This window comes from Arthrobacter sp. CAN_C5 (assembly GCF_017875735.1).
In the GTDB taxonomy this organism is placed as follows: Bacteria; Actinomycetota; Actinomycetes; order Actinomycetales; family Micrococcaceae; genus Arthrobacter_D.
The window spans coordinates 3569321-3582507 of sequence record NZ_JAGGMZ010000001.1; the positions used below are offsets into that span (position 1 = coordinate 3569321).

General features: G+C 64.6%; 12 protein-coding genes and 1 tRNA gene. 6 read left to right on the forward strand and 7 right to left on the reverse strand.

Translation table 11 applies throughout. The features are described 5' to 3' along the window. Positions 1–75 precede the first annotated feature (75 nt). Positions 76–1494: an NAD(P)/FAD-dependent oxidoreductase gene (locus H4V95_RS16635; RefSeq protein ID WP_209731110.1), complete on the forward strand. Its 1419-nt coding sequence runs from the start codon at positions 76–78 to the stop codon at positions 1492–1494. On the opposite strand, the gene H4V95_RS16640 is transcribed toward H4V95_RS16635, so the two are convergent. The 5 genes from H4V95_RS16640 to upp all read right to left on the reverse strand — a co-directional run bounded on the left by H4V95_RS16640 (position 1491) and on the right by upp (position 9616). After that, the gene (locus H4V95_RS16640) at positions 1491–2015 is read right to left on the reverse strand and encodes a histidine phosphatase family protein (RefSeq protein ID WP_196866413.1); all 525 of its coding nucleotides are present in this window, start codon (positions 2013–2015) and stop codon (positions 1491–1493) included. The two genes, H4V95_RS16635 and H4V95_RS16640, sit on opposite strands and share 4 nt — an antisense overlap. Before the next feature lie 345 nt (positions 2016–2360). Further along, positions 2361–4976, reverse strand: coding sequence for a LuxR C-terminal-related transcriptional regulator (locus H4V95_RS16645; RefSeq protein ID WP_209731111.1), 2616 nt, complete (start codon positions 4974–4976; stop codon positions 2361–2363). Further along, positions 4973–7387 (reverse strand): LuxR C-terminal-related transcriptional regulator, encoded by a 2415-nt coding sequence (locus H4V95_RS16650; RefSeq protein ID WP_209731112.1) that lies wholly within the window; start codon positions 7385–7387, stop codon positions 4973–4975. Before H4V95_RS16650 ends, H4V95_RS16645 begins: the two co-directional genes overlap by 4 nt. A gap of 279 nt (positions 7388–7666) precedes the next feature. Next, positions 7667–8506, reverse strand: coding sequence for a winged helix-turn-helix domain-containing protein (locus tag H4V95_RS16655; RefSeq protein ID WP_196866410.1), 840 nt, complete (start codon positions 8504–8506; stop codon positions 7667–7669). A gap of 474 nt (positions 8507–8980) precedes the next feature. Continuing rightward, positions 8981–9616 (reverse strand): uracil phosphoribosyltransferase, encoded by a 636-nt coding sequence (gene upp / locus H4V95_RS16660; RefSeq protein ID WP_171586171.1) that lies wholly within the window; start codon positions 9614–9616, stop codon positions 8981–8983. A gap of 23 nt (positions 9617–9639) precedes the next feature. Between upp and tadA the strand changes: the two genes are divergently transcribed. From tadA to H4V95_RS16675, 3 genes are all read left to right on the forward strand, one after another. Further along, positions 9640–10125, forward strand: a complete 486-nt coding sequence (gene tadA / locus H4V95_RS16665; RefSeq protein ID WP_196866408.1) for a tRNA adenosine(34) deaminase TadA — start codon at positions 9640–9642, stop codon at positions 10123–10125. A 110-nt stretch (positions 10126–10235) separates the two neighbouring features. Further along, positions 10236–10721 carry a pyridoxamine 5'-phosphate oxidase family protein gene (locus H4V95_RS16670; RefSeq protein ID WP_196866407.1) on the forward strand — a complete coding sequence of 162 codons (486 nt, stop codon included), beginning with the start codon at positions 10236–10238 and terminating at the stop codon, positions 10719–10721. A gap of 44 nt (positions 10722–10765) precedes the next feature. After that, positions 10766–10853 (forward strand) — tRNA-Ser (locus tag H4V95_RS16675). Between the two features lie 144 nt (positions 10854–10997). Here the strand turns inward: H4V95_RS16675 and H4V95_RS16680 are convergent. Next, positions 10998–11441 carry a low molecular weight phosphatase family protein gene (locus H4V95_RS16680; RefSeq protein WP_209731113.1) on the reverse strand — a complete coding sequence of 148 codons (444 nt, stop codon included), beginning with the start codon at positions 11439–11441 and terminating at the stop codon, positions 10998–11000. A 104-nt stretch (positions 11442–11545) separates the two neighbouring features. Further along, positions 11546–11953, reverse strand: a complete 408-nt coding sequence (locus tag H4V95_RS16685; RefSeq protein ID WP_312884068.1) for a DUF3253 domain-containing protein — start codon at positions 11951–11953, stop codon at positions 11546–11548. Positions 11954–11977: 24 nt separating this feature from the next. On the opposite strand from H4V95_RS16685, the gene rlmH reads away from it, so the two are divergent. Beyond that, the gene (rlmH, locus tag H4V95_RS16690) at positions 11978–12436 is read left to right on the forward strand and encodes a 23S rRNA (pseudouridine(1915)-N(3))-methyltransferase RlmH (protein WP_209731114.1); all 459 of its coding nucleotides are present in this window, start codon (positions 11978–11980) and stop codon (positions 12434–12436) included. Between the two features lie 108 nt (positions 12437–12544). Beyond that, the gene (locus H4V95_RS16695; RefSeq protein ID WP_209731115.1) at positions 12545–13159 is read left to right on the forward strand and encodes a hypothetical protein; all 615 of its coding nucleotides are present in this window, start codon (positions 12545–12547) and stop codon (positions 13157–13159) included. Positions 13160–13187 lie beyond the last annotated feature (28 nt).

Consider the following 13187-nt stretch of genomic DNA (forward strand, 5'->3'; position numbering starts at 1 on the left):
ACAGGTGGAGGGCATTTCTTTTGCCCGCAGCCCGCAGAGGTTGCCCCGCGGCACCGACGGTGAAAAGCTCAAGGCATGACTGACTCACATGACTTCGACGTAATCGTGATTGGCGCCGGCGCTGTCGGCGAGAATGTAGCGGATCGTGTGGTGCAGGCTGGCCTGTCCGCCGCGCTGATCGAATCCGAGCTGGTGGGCGGGGAATGCTCCTACTGGGCGTGTATGCCGTCCAAGGCCCTCCTCCGCCCCGGGACCGCGCTGAAGGCCGCATCCTCGGTCGCCGGTGCGCGGGAGGCAGTCACCGGCACCCTCGACGCCCAACAGGTCCTGGACCGTCGCACCGAGTTCACCTCCAACTGGGACGATTCCTCGCAGGCCGACTGGGTCAGGGACAGCGGCATCACCCTGGTCCGGGGAACGGCGCGGCTCACGGGTGAGCGATCGGTCGAGGTGAGGGACAACAACGACGACGCCACTGACCTGACCGCGCGCGTGGCGGTAGTCCTTGCCACCGGATCCACACCCACCACCCCGCCCATTGACGGCCTGGACGATGTGGAATTCTGGGGTACACGGGAAGCCACCTCTGCCACCCAGGTGCCCGAGTCGCTGGCAGTCCTGGGCGGCGGCGTCGCAGGCGCCGAACTGGCCCAGGCCTTCGCCCGGTTGGGGACAAAGGTCACCATCATCGCCCGAAGCGGCCTGCTCTCCAACTACCCGCAGCCTGCTGGTGCCCTGGTCCGCAAGGGGCTGGAAGGCGACGGCGTCGTCGTCCTGACTGACACAGCCACTGAGTCCGTGCGGCAGCCAGCAGGCGGTTCATTCACGATCGCCCTCGGCGGAGGCAAGACGGTGACCGCCGAGAAGCTCCTGGTCTCCACCGGCAGGCGTCCGGCGCTGGCAAATCTGGGCCTGGAAGACCTTGACCTCGACCCCGGGAACCTGGTGACCGATCAGTCCGGCCGGGTCGAGGGCGCGGACTGGCTGTACGCCGTCGGCGATGCGGCGGGCAAGGTCCTGCTGACCCACCAGGGCAAATACGAGGCCCGCGTCACCGGCTCGGCAATCGCGGCACGCGCGGCGGGTACCCTCGGCGACACCGTCGAGGACTGGAGCCCGTACGCGGCGTCAGCTGACCGCTACGCCGTACCCCAGGTGGTGTTCACCGATCCCGAGATCGCGATGGCCGGGCGCACCGTCGAACAGGCACGGGAAGCCGGACTCACCGTCAGCGAGACGTCGCTGGAAATCGCCGTGGCCGGATCGGCCCTGCACACGGATGGCTATCAGGGGTGGGCCCAGATGGTCGTTGATGAGGATCGCCGGGTCCTCGTCGGGGTGACTTTCGCCGGGCCAGACGTAGCAGAACTGCTGCATGCCGCCACCATAGCGATTGCGGGCGAGGTCCCGCTGGACCGGCTCTGGCACGCGGTACCCGCCTACCCGACCATCAGCGAAGTCTGGTTGCGCCTGCTCGAGAAGTATGGACTCTAGGCCCGCCGCACCACGAAGTCGGTCATGACCGCGTCGCGTCCATCCAGTTCGCTCCAGCGCCGGTCATGCTCGAGCACCGACAGCCCCGACGTGGGGTAGTGGGTTGCCATTTCCATCACCGCATCCTCGTCGGAGTCCGCTGAGGCCAACCGCATGGCCAGCTCCTGGACGCCCGGCATATGGGTGATGACCAGGAGGCTCGTGACCGTTGCCGGCACGTGATTGATCAGTGCCAGGATGTCCGTGGCGGTCGCAGAGTAGAGGCGGTCCTCGAGCTTGGGGGTGGGCGCCTTGTCGCCCAGCTCCTGGCAAATCCAGGTGCAGGTCTGACGCGTCCGCAGAGCCGAGGAACAGAGGATAAGGTCCGGGACGGCGTCGTGCTCCACCATCCACGCACCGGGAAGCGGGGCATCCCGGTGCCCGCGGGAACTCAGGGGACGCTCAAAATCCTCGACGTTGCGGGGCCAGTCCGATTTGGCGTGCCGCAGCAGCATAAGTCGTTTCAGGTGATGGGATGCCATGGCCTGAAGTCTATGGGGTTTGACGTTGCTGACAGGACGCCGGGTTAAAACAGAAAGAGCGGCTTCCCGGCTCTCGCCCCGGGAAACCGCCCCGATCTGTGGGTCAGCGGTCGGTTATCCGCTCGGTCGATGCTGACCTCCGCACTGGCGGAGGCGGAGGCGGCGAGGATCGTTGGGGAGTCCCTCAGCCGCCTCCGGCTCTAAGCTTCAGTGCTGGTGTCTGCACCGACCTGGGAATTTCTTCCCTGAAAACAATCTATGCCGTGAATGGCTGACCTTCTCTACGCAGGTACTACCTGACTTTTCGTGGCGCTTACGTAGTTTTTGAAATGCGGCTGCGGGTACCTAGCGATCTTGCTTACCGATGTCCTTGCGTGAGGACAAACCCAGCTTCGTGAGAATACTCTCCACGTGCCCATCCACGGTCCTGATGGACACTCCCTGCTCCTTCGCGATCTGGCGGGCGGTTTTCCCGGCGGCGACATCTGCGGCGACAACCGTCTCACGAGGGGTAAGACGGGTGGCCTGGCGGAGGGCCGCCAGTTGTGGGTGCGCCCGCTGAAGTTCAGGATCGAGCTGCCCCAGCAGTTTCGATGCACTCCTGACCACCTTGCCGTTCGAGCCAGCTGATTGGGTAAGCAGCACCCCCAGACAGACGGGAACCAGCAACTCCTGCCGATGGGCGAGGCAAAACTCCGCTGCCTCGATGAGTCGGGCCGGATCCCCTTCCGCCAGGGCGCTCAACACCGTGTTCAGGCTTTGGGCACGTGGATCAGTCAGCCCTGCCGAACAGTGGATGGCCCTGGAGATGGCATCGGACGCACCAGCCTGCACCCCCAGAACGGTCAGTTCGGTGCGGAGTTGGGGATTCGCCACCTCCGCCGTCACAGCGTTGCGCTGACGGATCAACGGGGAATCGGGTGGTTCCCGGACCACCGCCATGTAGGCCTCCGCCAGCATCAGGCGTTCGGGGGGCCCCAGGTGAGTGAGCCGGCCATATTCCGCGACGTACCCCTCAAGGCTGGGATCTCCGATCAGCCAGGCCGTGTAGGCGGCCAGTGCGTTGGCTAGTGGCCTGAACCGCTTGATGTCCCTGCCCCGGAGCACCACCACGGCAGTCCGCAGATGGACGAGGGCCGTTACCGGCCGTCCACGACGAAGCTCTGTCAGGCCCACCACCAGCTCCCAGAAACCGATAGACCGTTTCACCCACGGCGCCCTGCCATGCGTGAGCTTGGCTTGGAGGGCCGCCAGGTCCTCCCAAAAGCCACCGCCGGCCAACAGGAACATCAGCCGCACCACCACATACCCGCCGTAGTTCCGTAGACAATCTTCCTCAAGGATGATGTCGAGGGCGCGCGTGAACTCCGCGGCCGCAGCGTGAAGATCCCCACGGCGGTAGTGCAACTCCCCTGCGACGACGTGCCAGCACATCGCCTCATTCGGATCGTCGGGCAGCCCTGCCGCTTCTACAACCGGTTCCTCCGGAATGGTGCCCCCCACGAGTTGCTGCAGGTCGCTGCCGAGCCGCATCATCAGCGTGCGCTCATAGGTCTCCCCCGTTGACGCTGCAGCGGACCGACGCCGGATCGCCTGCGCCAGCGTGGAGGCGCCCATCCCGGTGGCAAGATTGAGCTGGAAGACAAAGTGGACCACCGAGGCGAGCACCTCAGGGCCAGGGTTTCCCATCAGGAGCTGGCGGATGCGGGACAGCGCGAGATCTGTCCGGCCGTCGTAGAATTCGGCCCGTGCCCGCTGCACCTCGGCGGCTGCGACGATCCCTGCATCGTCAACGGTCAAGTCGGACGGGAGCAGTTGCAGCAGCAGTTCGGCGGTGTCCGGTTGGTCAAGGCAGTTAGCCAGTGTGGCGGCGATGAGAACCTCCCGGTCCTCGACGACCACCCCCACTGACAGCTTCCACATCACCCGGTGGATCACGCCAGGGGTGTTGGAGAGGTTACTGAGGTGCTGGTTGACGTTCTCCCAGAGCCGTCGCGACCGGAACGGTTCGATCCGGTGTCGGATGGCCGCTCCAAGGATGGGTGGGGAGGCACGCAGCCAGATCTGTCCGGCGTCTTCCACCCGGGTCAGCGCACCCTCCAGAAGCAGGTCGTTGACCGCATTAACCCCCCACAGATCAACGACCACGTCCACCGGAATCTGGTGGGCGAGGGCGACTGTGAGGAGGACATCGGTTTCCTGCTGACCGTAGTCGGCGATCAGGCTGAAGATCCTTTCAGCCATTCGATCGGTCAGGCTGAGCTCCCGGGGAAGTATCCAGACACCGTCACGGACCTCGATCAGATGCTGTAACTCTTCATCCCGGGAGACCATTTCCAGCAACACCGGGCTTCCCCCGATCACGTCGCATACGAGGGTGCTGGAAAGCATCGGCAGCGTCGCTCCCAGGATGGTCCCGAAGTACTCCCGGACGTCTGCCGGGGAGAGTACCGGGATCTGGACCTCGTCGATGAAGCCGTCCGCCAGCGACAGTTCAAGGTCCAGGGGAAGCTGGCTACGGGGGCCGCTTCGAATGAGCAGTCCAATCTCCGGAGATTCCGCGAGCCTGGTCAGGATGGCAATGCTCGACGAATCGAGGTGCTCGGGGCCACGCACCACCACCACGCAGCTCCCCCCGTCGGCCAGTCGCTTGATACGGTCCCGGACAGCGGACAACACTTCAAGTTCCGACCGGAAGTTGATGTCGGGCGAATCGAGGAGGAGGGGTGCCAGCGGGGCATACGAGACATCCGCGAAGGGCTCGGTGCCCTGCACGTTCACCGTGCAGCCGGGGGCAGCGGATGCCAGTATGCGTGCAAGCAGGAAGTCTCCGCCGAAGACGGTGGAGGTGGTCAGAATCAACCCGCCTCCTCGGTCAGTCACCAACTCGCGTCCCGCTGCGTGAAGTACCTCGTCGAGAATGCTTCGTTTGAGGTTGTCTGCGCGGGGCTGGCTGGTCATGCACCGCCCGATTCTGCACCGTCATCGAGAGGCAGCAGTGCCTGCCGCAATTGCTCCCTGGTCGAGACCCCCAGTTTCCGGTACGCATTCTGCAGGTGACGCTCGGCGGTCCTGGGGGAAATTCCCAGCAGTGCCGCGATCTCGGAGTTCTTGCTGCGGGACACGGCAAGATCAACCACCTGACGCTCCCGGCGCGTCAGCACCTCGGTCTCTGCCTGCAGGTCAAGGTGAAGCTCAGGTCCGGGGACCAGCTCCTGGGCGGCCCGTTGGACGTCAGGCTGCCTGACCCTGCCCGCTGCGCGGGACGCCAGAGTGGCGGCCACCCCCGACAACGCGGTGTTGCCTTGCCGGGCTGCTGCTTGCGCGGCCCTGACGAGGGTGATCGGCTCTCCTGACAGCACACCATCGGCGAGCAGGCCCAGCTGGCGGGCGAGAGGCCCCGTGGTGGATCGGGCACACCGTTCAAGACGCTTGAGATCCAACTCGTTGAAGCCGTGGTCGGGAGTGGCGTCCGCGTTGTGCTGGCCCTGTGTTAACACCATGGATCCGAGCGCGAAGAGCTGCAGGCCCAGCAGCCCCGCCAGCTTCCCATGTCCAGCAAGTTCCTTGAACCCGGCGGCGACCTGTCCATGGTCGTCCGGTTCTCCGAAGAGGTCGGCGCATCGGGCTGCGAACCAGCCAAACGTGTCGGTAGGAATCCGCACGCCACGCTCCCCACCGATCACCGCGTCACGTGGTTCCCGGGAGACCAGGCTTGGCAGCAGGAGCGTGGACTGTTCCCCGAAGAGAAGCCGGCCTGGGCGCCGGAGTACATTCTGGCTGAGGATGTCGGTGAGACCGCGCCACTCGCCGTTGAGGAACAGCACCCGGTAGTGGGCGGTCTCACCAATCTCCCGCACCACCGCGGAGCGCACGCTGCGGTACACCAGCCCGCATTCAATGGTGAGCATGCGGGCACGGGCCGAGTCCCCGCATACCGCATGGGCTTCGGCGGCGACCATGGTCACCAGGTAGCGGGCGTCGGGCCACGCAGGGAGGGTAATCGAGCGAAAGAGATCAAGCACTGCCCGATAGTCGCCGGTGCGCCGCAGGACCAGCAACTGCGCCACGGTGTCGCCCCCGACCTCTTCCAGCGAAGCCTCACGGGCAGCAAAGACGGACTGCAAGAGTCGTCCGACGTCGGCTTCGCCTACTACCGCTCCGGGTGCCCCTGCAACGTCAGCGGCACCTGCAAACAGGAATTTCCTGCCCTCCTCGGACTGTCCAAGGAACCAGTGCGCTTCGGCCTGGACCCGCTGGGCCAATCCGGTTTGCGCTGCGACCGCCGAGGCGAGGTCGAGCGCTATTCGTGGCGAGTAGGCCCGCAGCGCGTCGTCGGCTGCGGCCAGCAGTGCCGAGTCATTCACCTCAATACCGCGCTGCAATGCCCAGACGATGTTGGCACCGGGCGGCCGCACCCCTCGCTGCGCCATCCCGGGCTCGACAATTGTTGACCAAACCTCACGGCTCCTGGCTATGCCCAGGGTTTGCCGCAGGATGTGGGCGAGGCCTTTGCTATGCAGCCAATACGTGTTTCCACCGTCGCGCGCCTCGACCATACCTTCGCGTTGCAGTCGTTCCAGCGCCCCCATGTCGCAGTGCTGGGCAAGGACGTCGATGTGGACGGACCCGGCGGCGGCGAGGATCTCCAGCGCAGCCCGCTCAGCACTATTGAGCCGTGACTGCAGCACAGCCAGACCGCTGCGGAGGGATCCGCTGGTGAAAGGTTCGGAGTAGTGCGGGGTAGTCCGCCATCGCCCGTCGACCAGGGCAATGTTGCCGTTCTCCCGTGCGTGGGCGCAGAGCATGGCCAGAATCCGGGCGTTCCCCCGGGAATGCGCGTGTAGGGAGTTCGCCACCGAGGTGGAGACCGGTCCACCCAGGACACGTGTAATCACGTCCCTGCCCTCGTCCACCGACAAGGGCGTGAGAGTCAGGAGCTCAATGGACCGGCTATTGACTGCTGCCCGCAATTCCGGGCTGTCGTCTACCCGGTTGCAGGACACGAGAAGTGTGACCGATGACATTCCCAGCACCATGGTGCACAGGGCCCGGCTCTCGGGGTCCAGGAAATCGAAATTGTCGATCAGCAGGATGACCGGCCGGTCAGTGGCCAAGTCCCGCAGCCTGGCCGAGAGCTGGGCGAAAACGGTCGCCGGGTGGAGGGTCGAGCCCGCAGGCACCCGGATGAGCTCTCCCAGTGCGAGGTATGCGGTTCCGCTGCCCCGGGGCGTCCCTCGAAGACGGACGATGTGGCTGTCGGATTCGAGCGAAAGGGATGCCGCCCGTAAAGACTCGGTCTTTCCTGACCCGAATTGTCCCTCGACGACCACGGAGACTCCATGCTGGAGGAAATCCTCCAGCTGTGTCATCAGCTGGCCTCGGGTGCTGTCCCCACTCATACATGTCCCCAATGTGGCGTTTTCTTAACAGGGAACTGGCAGCTACTACCGCCTCTTTAAACACCGCCCCACGCCCACCGGGCGCAGGGAATGGTGAAATCTTCCGCTTCTGCAGCCACTGGTTACCCGGCTCATCTCATCTACGTGGACGACAGACTCCCAACAGTCGTCCCAATGACAAGATTTCCGAAGGCTACCATTTACGCCACGGGTTGGGAACCCCTCCACGGAGCCCAAACCTCTGACGGCCTAAATGGAGTATTCGGGGGCAGCCCAGACGATTACTTCGGGATGCTCGTAAAACCGGTAGCCCTGGCCGCGAACCGTCCGAACCGTATTGGCTAGTCGGCCGAGCTTGGAACGCAGCCTCCGGATATGGACGTCGATCGTTCGCTCGTTGGGTACTTCCTCGGCGTTGCGCCACAGCCCGCTAAGGAGTTCCTCGCGACCAACCGTCCGCGTCGCATTTTCGACGAGGTAGTTGAGGAGCTCGAACTCTTTGAAAGTCAGGTTCAGGGTGTCGCCATCGAGATGGACCTCACGGCGGGACAGATCGATCAGCACCCCGGTCGGACGCGACGCGGCCGGCTGGGCGGGGGCCGCAGGTGCCCGGCGGGTGACTGTCGGATCGCCGAGGGCCTGCCTGACGACGTCGATATCGCTGCCGACGGCATCCGCCGGGGCAAGCGCCACTGCGGCGTGACTTTGGGCCTGCGGTACAAGGGAGCGGACGTGGGCCCGGACATCCTGCGCCAGCCTGGTCAGGGTTGTTCCGTTCGCGGCGGCGGTCTCCTCGTCGAGTGCCACATACAGGACAAAGCCGCGGGCGGTGGTGTCTCCGCTGACCGATTGCGGTCCGGGGATCCCGTTCGGGGTGACGACAGGGGTGGGTGCCGTGTCAGTGTGGGAGCCGTCGGCTGAGCCCGGCACCGCCTGCAGGGGCCGATATTTTGGCGTCGGCGGGTCCTGTGCCGGCAGTTCACCATAGGGAACAAAGGACGGCCGCGGCTGGTAGGAGCGGGCCTGGAGCGTACCGCGATTCTGAGCGTTGCGAAGTGAGATGTGGACGTATCCAGATGCTACTGACATATTGCTTGCCTCTACGTGAATGGCCGTCATCACGGCACGAATGCGGGGGTGTGCCCGGTCGAGATGGCTTCAATGGAGCCCGCCGTTGGACTAGGAGTGCGTACGGGTGGGGGTGAGCCGTTACGCGTGCATTCGACACCAGCGCGCCCCACGGGCAGGCTTGGCGCCTGCTGTGGAGAATGCGGCTGGAGATGCCGATGAGTGGGTAAACACGTTACCGATTATTGCACGTCACATTCCTTTACGCGCAAGTAACAAAGCATTATTGGGCATACTGCTGCCCACATTCGGGCTGGACAAACTGTTCGTGGGCAACCCTAAGCCTGCTGCGAGTATCACTTTTGTCCACACCTACGTCCAGAATCGCGTTATTCGTCCAGAGTGGCCAGCGCTCGCGCGAGGAATGATCACTCCCACCGCGGTTGGGAGACACACTGCCGACCCAACCCGGGCGAGGAGCTCCGTTGGGAAGAGCTAGCCGACCACGCCGTACAGGCGGTCGCCAGCGTCGCCGAGGCCCGGCACGATGTAGGCGTTTTCGTTAAGCTTCTCGTCAATGGAGGCCAGAACGATGGTGACGTTAGCGTCCTCGAGTTCTGCCTGCAGGGCTGCAAGTCCTTCCGGTGCAGCCAGCAGGCAGATGCAGGTGACATCGGCCGCGCCGCGCTTGAAGAGGAACTTGATGGCTTCACGCAGGGTGCCGCCGGTGGCCAGCATCGGATCAAGAACAAAGACCTGCCTCCCGGTCAGGTCATCGGGCAGCCGTTCGGCGTAGGTGATGGCCTCGAGGGTTTCCTCGTTGCGGGCCATGCCAAGGAAGCCCACTTCGGCAGTGGGGACCAGACGGGTCATTCCCTCCAGCATGCCCAGGCCAGCGCGGAGAATCGGGACCACCAGTGGAGTGGGCTTCACGAGTCCGGTTCCGATGGCTGTTGTCACGGGGGTTTCAATCTCAACGGGTTCCACCCGGACGTTGCGGGTCGCCTCGTAGGCGAGCAACGTGACCAGCTCCTCCGTCAGCTGCCGGAACACCGGTGAAGCCGTGTCCTTGTCCCGGAGGACTGTGAGTTTGTGGGCTACAAGGGGATGATCTACAACCAGTACGCGCATAGCTCAAAAGTATCATTGGGGACATGCCTCGAACCTCCCCCGGAGCCAGCCCACTCCATTCCCTGTGGATGGGCCTCGCCCTCGACGCTGCCCGGCGGGCCGAACAGACGGCTGACGTGCCGATCGGAGCCGTCGTCGTCGGCCCTGACGGAACGGTACTGGGCACCGGCTGGAACGAGCGGGAGGCGTCCGGCGACCCGACCGCCCATGCGGAGGTGCTGGCCCTGCGGCGTGCGGCGGCGGCCACAGGCAGTTGGCGGCTGGATGACTGCACCCTGGTGGTCACGCTGGAGCCATGCGCCATGTGCGCCGGGGCGTCCGTCTTGGCACGTATTCCCCGCGTGGTGTTCGGGGCCTGGGATCCCAAGGCCGGGGCCTCCGGGTCGGTTTTCGACGTCCTCCGCGAACGGCGGCTCAACCACTGGACCGAGGTCATCCCTGGGGTGCGTGAGAATGAATGTGCCGAGCTGCTGCGCAGCTTTTTCGCTGCCCACCGCCGGGAACGGTAGGCCGCCAAGCCGGTAATCAATTTCGCTCCCCGCTGAGTCGGTGTCGCTGAACAAAGGTAGTGCGTAGGCTGACTAAATCCGGTACAGCCGCACAGTTTAAGGAGCACTTGATGAACGCGCAGCAGGATGGCATGAAAGAACTTCACAAGGTCTTGAAGGACGCGGACATCGCGATCCTCACCACTATCAACGGTGAGGGCCAGCTGGTCAGCCGCCCACTCGCCGTACAAAAAACCGAGTTCGACGGCGATCTGTGGTTCTTCACCGAGGACCCGTCACCAAAGACCGCCGAGATTCGCACCAACCCTCAGGTAAACGTCTCGGTCAGCAGCGGCAAGGGCTACGTCTCGATCACCGGCACAGCATCTGTGACCAAGGACCGAGCGAAGATCGACGAGCTGTGGAGCGCGTCGGTGGAGCCATGGTTCGAGAACGGCAAGGACGACACATCGGTTGCCCTGATCAAGGTCGACGCCGACACCGCCGAATACTGGACCCTCGACTCCCCGAAGATCGTCTCGGCATTCAAGATCGCCAAGGGCCTGATCACCGGCGAGCGCGCCGATCCAGGCAAGAACGAGGTCGTCGACCTCTAGCCGTTTTGGGGCTTGGGCCCGCCAGCCGGTAGTGTGGACGCGTTGGTGACGTGTCCGAGCGGCCGAAGGTGCAACACTCGAAATGTTGTTTGGTGAAAGCCAACGTGGGTTCAAATCCCACCGTCACCGCCACTCAGAACGGCCCTCGATCTCCTGGTTTACCAGAGACTCGAGGGCCTTTCGCGTTAACCGATCGATGATGCCGGTACTGGATCCCACCAAGTACGACGCCGCTCCGCCAGCTACCGCCCACAGACCGCCCTGTTTGGCCCGGTACTAGTCCGCTGGGAGCAGGCGGTCCCTGAGATCCCGGACCCTGGCGTGGATGTCATCACGGACCAACTCCATCCGGTCGCGGCCTTCGATTCCCCGCAGTGAGGGCTCGTCGGTGTCCCACACCTCCACTGCAACCCCGTCAACGGCAGGCACCTGGGCTTCGGTCCCCAACACCACGACAAGTCCCGCGGCACGCATGTTGTCTTCGGTAAGCAGCGTCGGCTTTTCGCTACTGATATCGATACCCAGATCAATCAGGACCTCGGCCGAGAGGGCGTTGATTGCCGCACCCGGCTTGATACCGGCCGATGAGACGAGGACCTGGGCGCCCGCCTCATGCTTCATCAGGCCGGCAGCCATTTGGGACTTACCGCCGTTCTTGACGCACACGAACAGCACAGCAGGAAGCACGCGGTCCGCACGCTCGTCGGAATGATTCGTCATGTGTCGCCCTTAGCTTCAAGCCCGTGATGTGAGTGGTCCTCGTGGGAGCCACAATACTGTATGACATCGACACGTTTCGATGTCTGACGTGAATTCAGGCGTAATTACCGCGTCCTACGGATACGGAAGGGCCCTTTCGCAGTGGACGGATCGACCACTGACCCGTTCTGGATGATCTGGACCTGGCCGGCGCTCACCAGCCGCCGGGCTGCTCGCCGCGCGGGCTCGACAAGGTCCCGCCAGCCGTCGCCACCCACCGCGTGGGCGGCGTCCGCCGAGCCGATGCTCGATGCCGTCCTCAACAGGGTGAGGATCCGGGCTTCCAGCTCCTGATCAATCTGGGTCACCCCGCGGCGTCGGCAGTCGGCGGAGCAATAGCGCACCTCGTCCCAGTTCGAGGTCCACTTGGCCCGCCATTGAATCCGTCGCCCGCAGGATACGCAGGTCTTGTCTTCCGGTACGCGAGCCGTTTCGCGCTGTCGGTGGGCCATCACCTCATTCTCCACGGGCATGCCCCTCCTTGTATCGTGTGGGCTGTGGCACTGAAGATTCTGGCGGTCGGCAAGAAGCACGAGGCGTGGGTCAGCGACGGCATCGCGCGGTACGAGAAGCGCCTCAAGAAGCCGTTCGACCTGGGCTGGCAGCTGATCCCCCACTCGTCGCGGGAAAACGATGCAGCCCGCCGGGAAGAGTCCGAGCGGCTGCTGGCGAAACTCACAGTGGACGACTTTGTGATCCTGCTCGACGAACGGGGCAAGGCCCTGGATTCGCCGGGCCTGGCCCGCACCCTGCAGCAACCCATTGATAACGCCCGCACGGTGGTCATGATTATTGGCGGAGCCTATGGCGTGGACCCGTCGGTGCATGCCCGGGCCAATCTGGTGTGGTCCCTCTCCCCCCTCGTGTTTCCCCACCAGCTGGTGCGGTTGATCCTCGCCGAGCAGCTCTACCGTGCGCAGGAGATTGCCGGCGGTCGGCCCTACCACCACGAGTAGCCCCGTTCCACCAAGCCGAGCACCCCACCGCGTCGAATACTCTTAGGTGGGGCGGGTAGCCCAACAGCTGCAGTAAAAGTGCGGACAACCACTTGATCCAGGGGGACTATGAACGGCGCATCGCCTTTCTCCCGCCTGGCCCGTTCTCTGGCGACGTCAGTGGTTGTCCTCTCCCTTGCTGCCGGGGCGCACGTGATCGGTGGGGGACATCTCCCCGCCCCGTTGATCGTTGCCGTGCTGGGTTCGGCAACGCTCTTAGCAGTGACTGTCATCGCCAAAAAGGCTCTATCGCTACCCGCCCTCCTTCTGGTTCTCGGGCTGGGTCAGTGGCTCCTGCACACTGCGTTCAGTCTCGCCTCCACCACTTCAGCCTGCGTCGCCGCACCGGCCCGGCACTACGCCGTCCAGTCAGTCAGCTGCCTCCCCAACGGCGCGCACGCCCATGCGGCCTCCGCCCACACCGACGTGTGGATGCTCGCCCTCCATGCGCTCGCCGTCGTCGCCACCGGGTTCATGCTGCAACGGGGTGAGGCCGCGGCACGGCTGGCAGCGTCCTGGCTTGTCCCACTGTTGAGGCTGCCCGACGTCGTCGGCCCCGTCCCAGCACCGCGGATCCCGCTGTTTCCGCCCGCCCCCGTCCGCCGGTCCGCCCGAGCCTTTCGGGACGTTCCGCCGCTGCGTGGCCCACCGTTGAGGCCCGTCCCAGCTCTTTCCCCCGCCTGATCCACCGGACGGCCGGGGTGCACACATC

What these genes read in the sequence shown, in the direction of transcription:
- H4V95_RS16695 (WP_209731115.1), top strand. Translation starts at nt 12,545, where the DNA reads ATGAACGGCGCATCGCCTTTCTCCCGCCTGGCCCGTTCTCTGGCGACG.
- H4V95_RS16655 (WP_196866410.1), bottom strand. Translation starts at nt 8,506, where the DNA reads ATGTCAGTAGCATCTGGATACGTCCACATCTCACTTCGCAACGCTCAG.
- H4V95_RS16635 (WP_209731110.1), top strand. Translation starts at nt 76, where the DNA reads ATGACTGACTCACATGACTTCGACGTAATCGTGATTGGCGCCGGCGCT.
- H4V95_RS16680 (WP_209731113.1), bottom strand. Translation starts at nt 11,441, where the DNA reads ATGACGAATCATTCCGACGAGCGTGCGGACCGCGTGCTTCCTGCTGTG.
- H4V95_RS16685 (WP_312884068.1), bottom strand. Translation starts at nt 11,953, where the DNA reads ATGCCCGTGGAGAATGAGGTGATGGCCCACCGACAGCGCGAAACGGCT.
- H4V95_RS16670 (WP_196866407.1), top strand. Translation starts at nt 10,236, where the DNA reads ATGAACGCGCAGCAGGATGGCATGAAAGAACTTCACAAGGTCTTGAAG.
- H4V95_RS16645 (WP_209731111.1), bottom strand. Translation starts at nt 4,976, where the DNA reads ATGACCAGCCAGCCCCGCGCAGACAACCTCAAACGAAGCATTCTCGAC.
- upp (WP_171586171.1), bottom strand. Translation starts at nt 9,616, where the DNA reads ATGCGCGTACTGGTTGTAGATCATCCCCTTGTAGCCCACAAACTCACA.
- H4V95_RS16650 (WP_209731112.1), bottom strand. Translation starts at nt 7,387, where the DNA reads ATGACACAGCTGGAGGATTTCCTCCAGCATGGAGTCTCCGTGGTCGTC.
- H4V95_RS16640 (WP_196866413.1), bottom strand. Translation starts at nt 2,015, where the DNA reads ATGGCATCCCATCACCTGAAACGACTTATGCTGCTGCGGCACGCCAAA.
- tadA (WP_196866408.1), top strand. Translation starts at nt 9,640, where the DNA reads ATGCCTCGAACCTCCCCCGGAGCCAGCCCACTCCATTCCCTGTGGATG.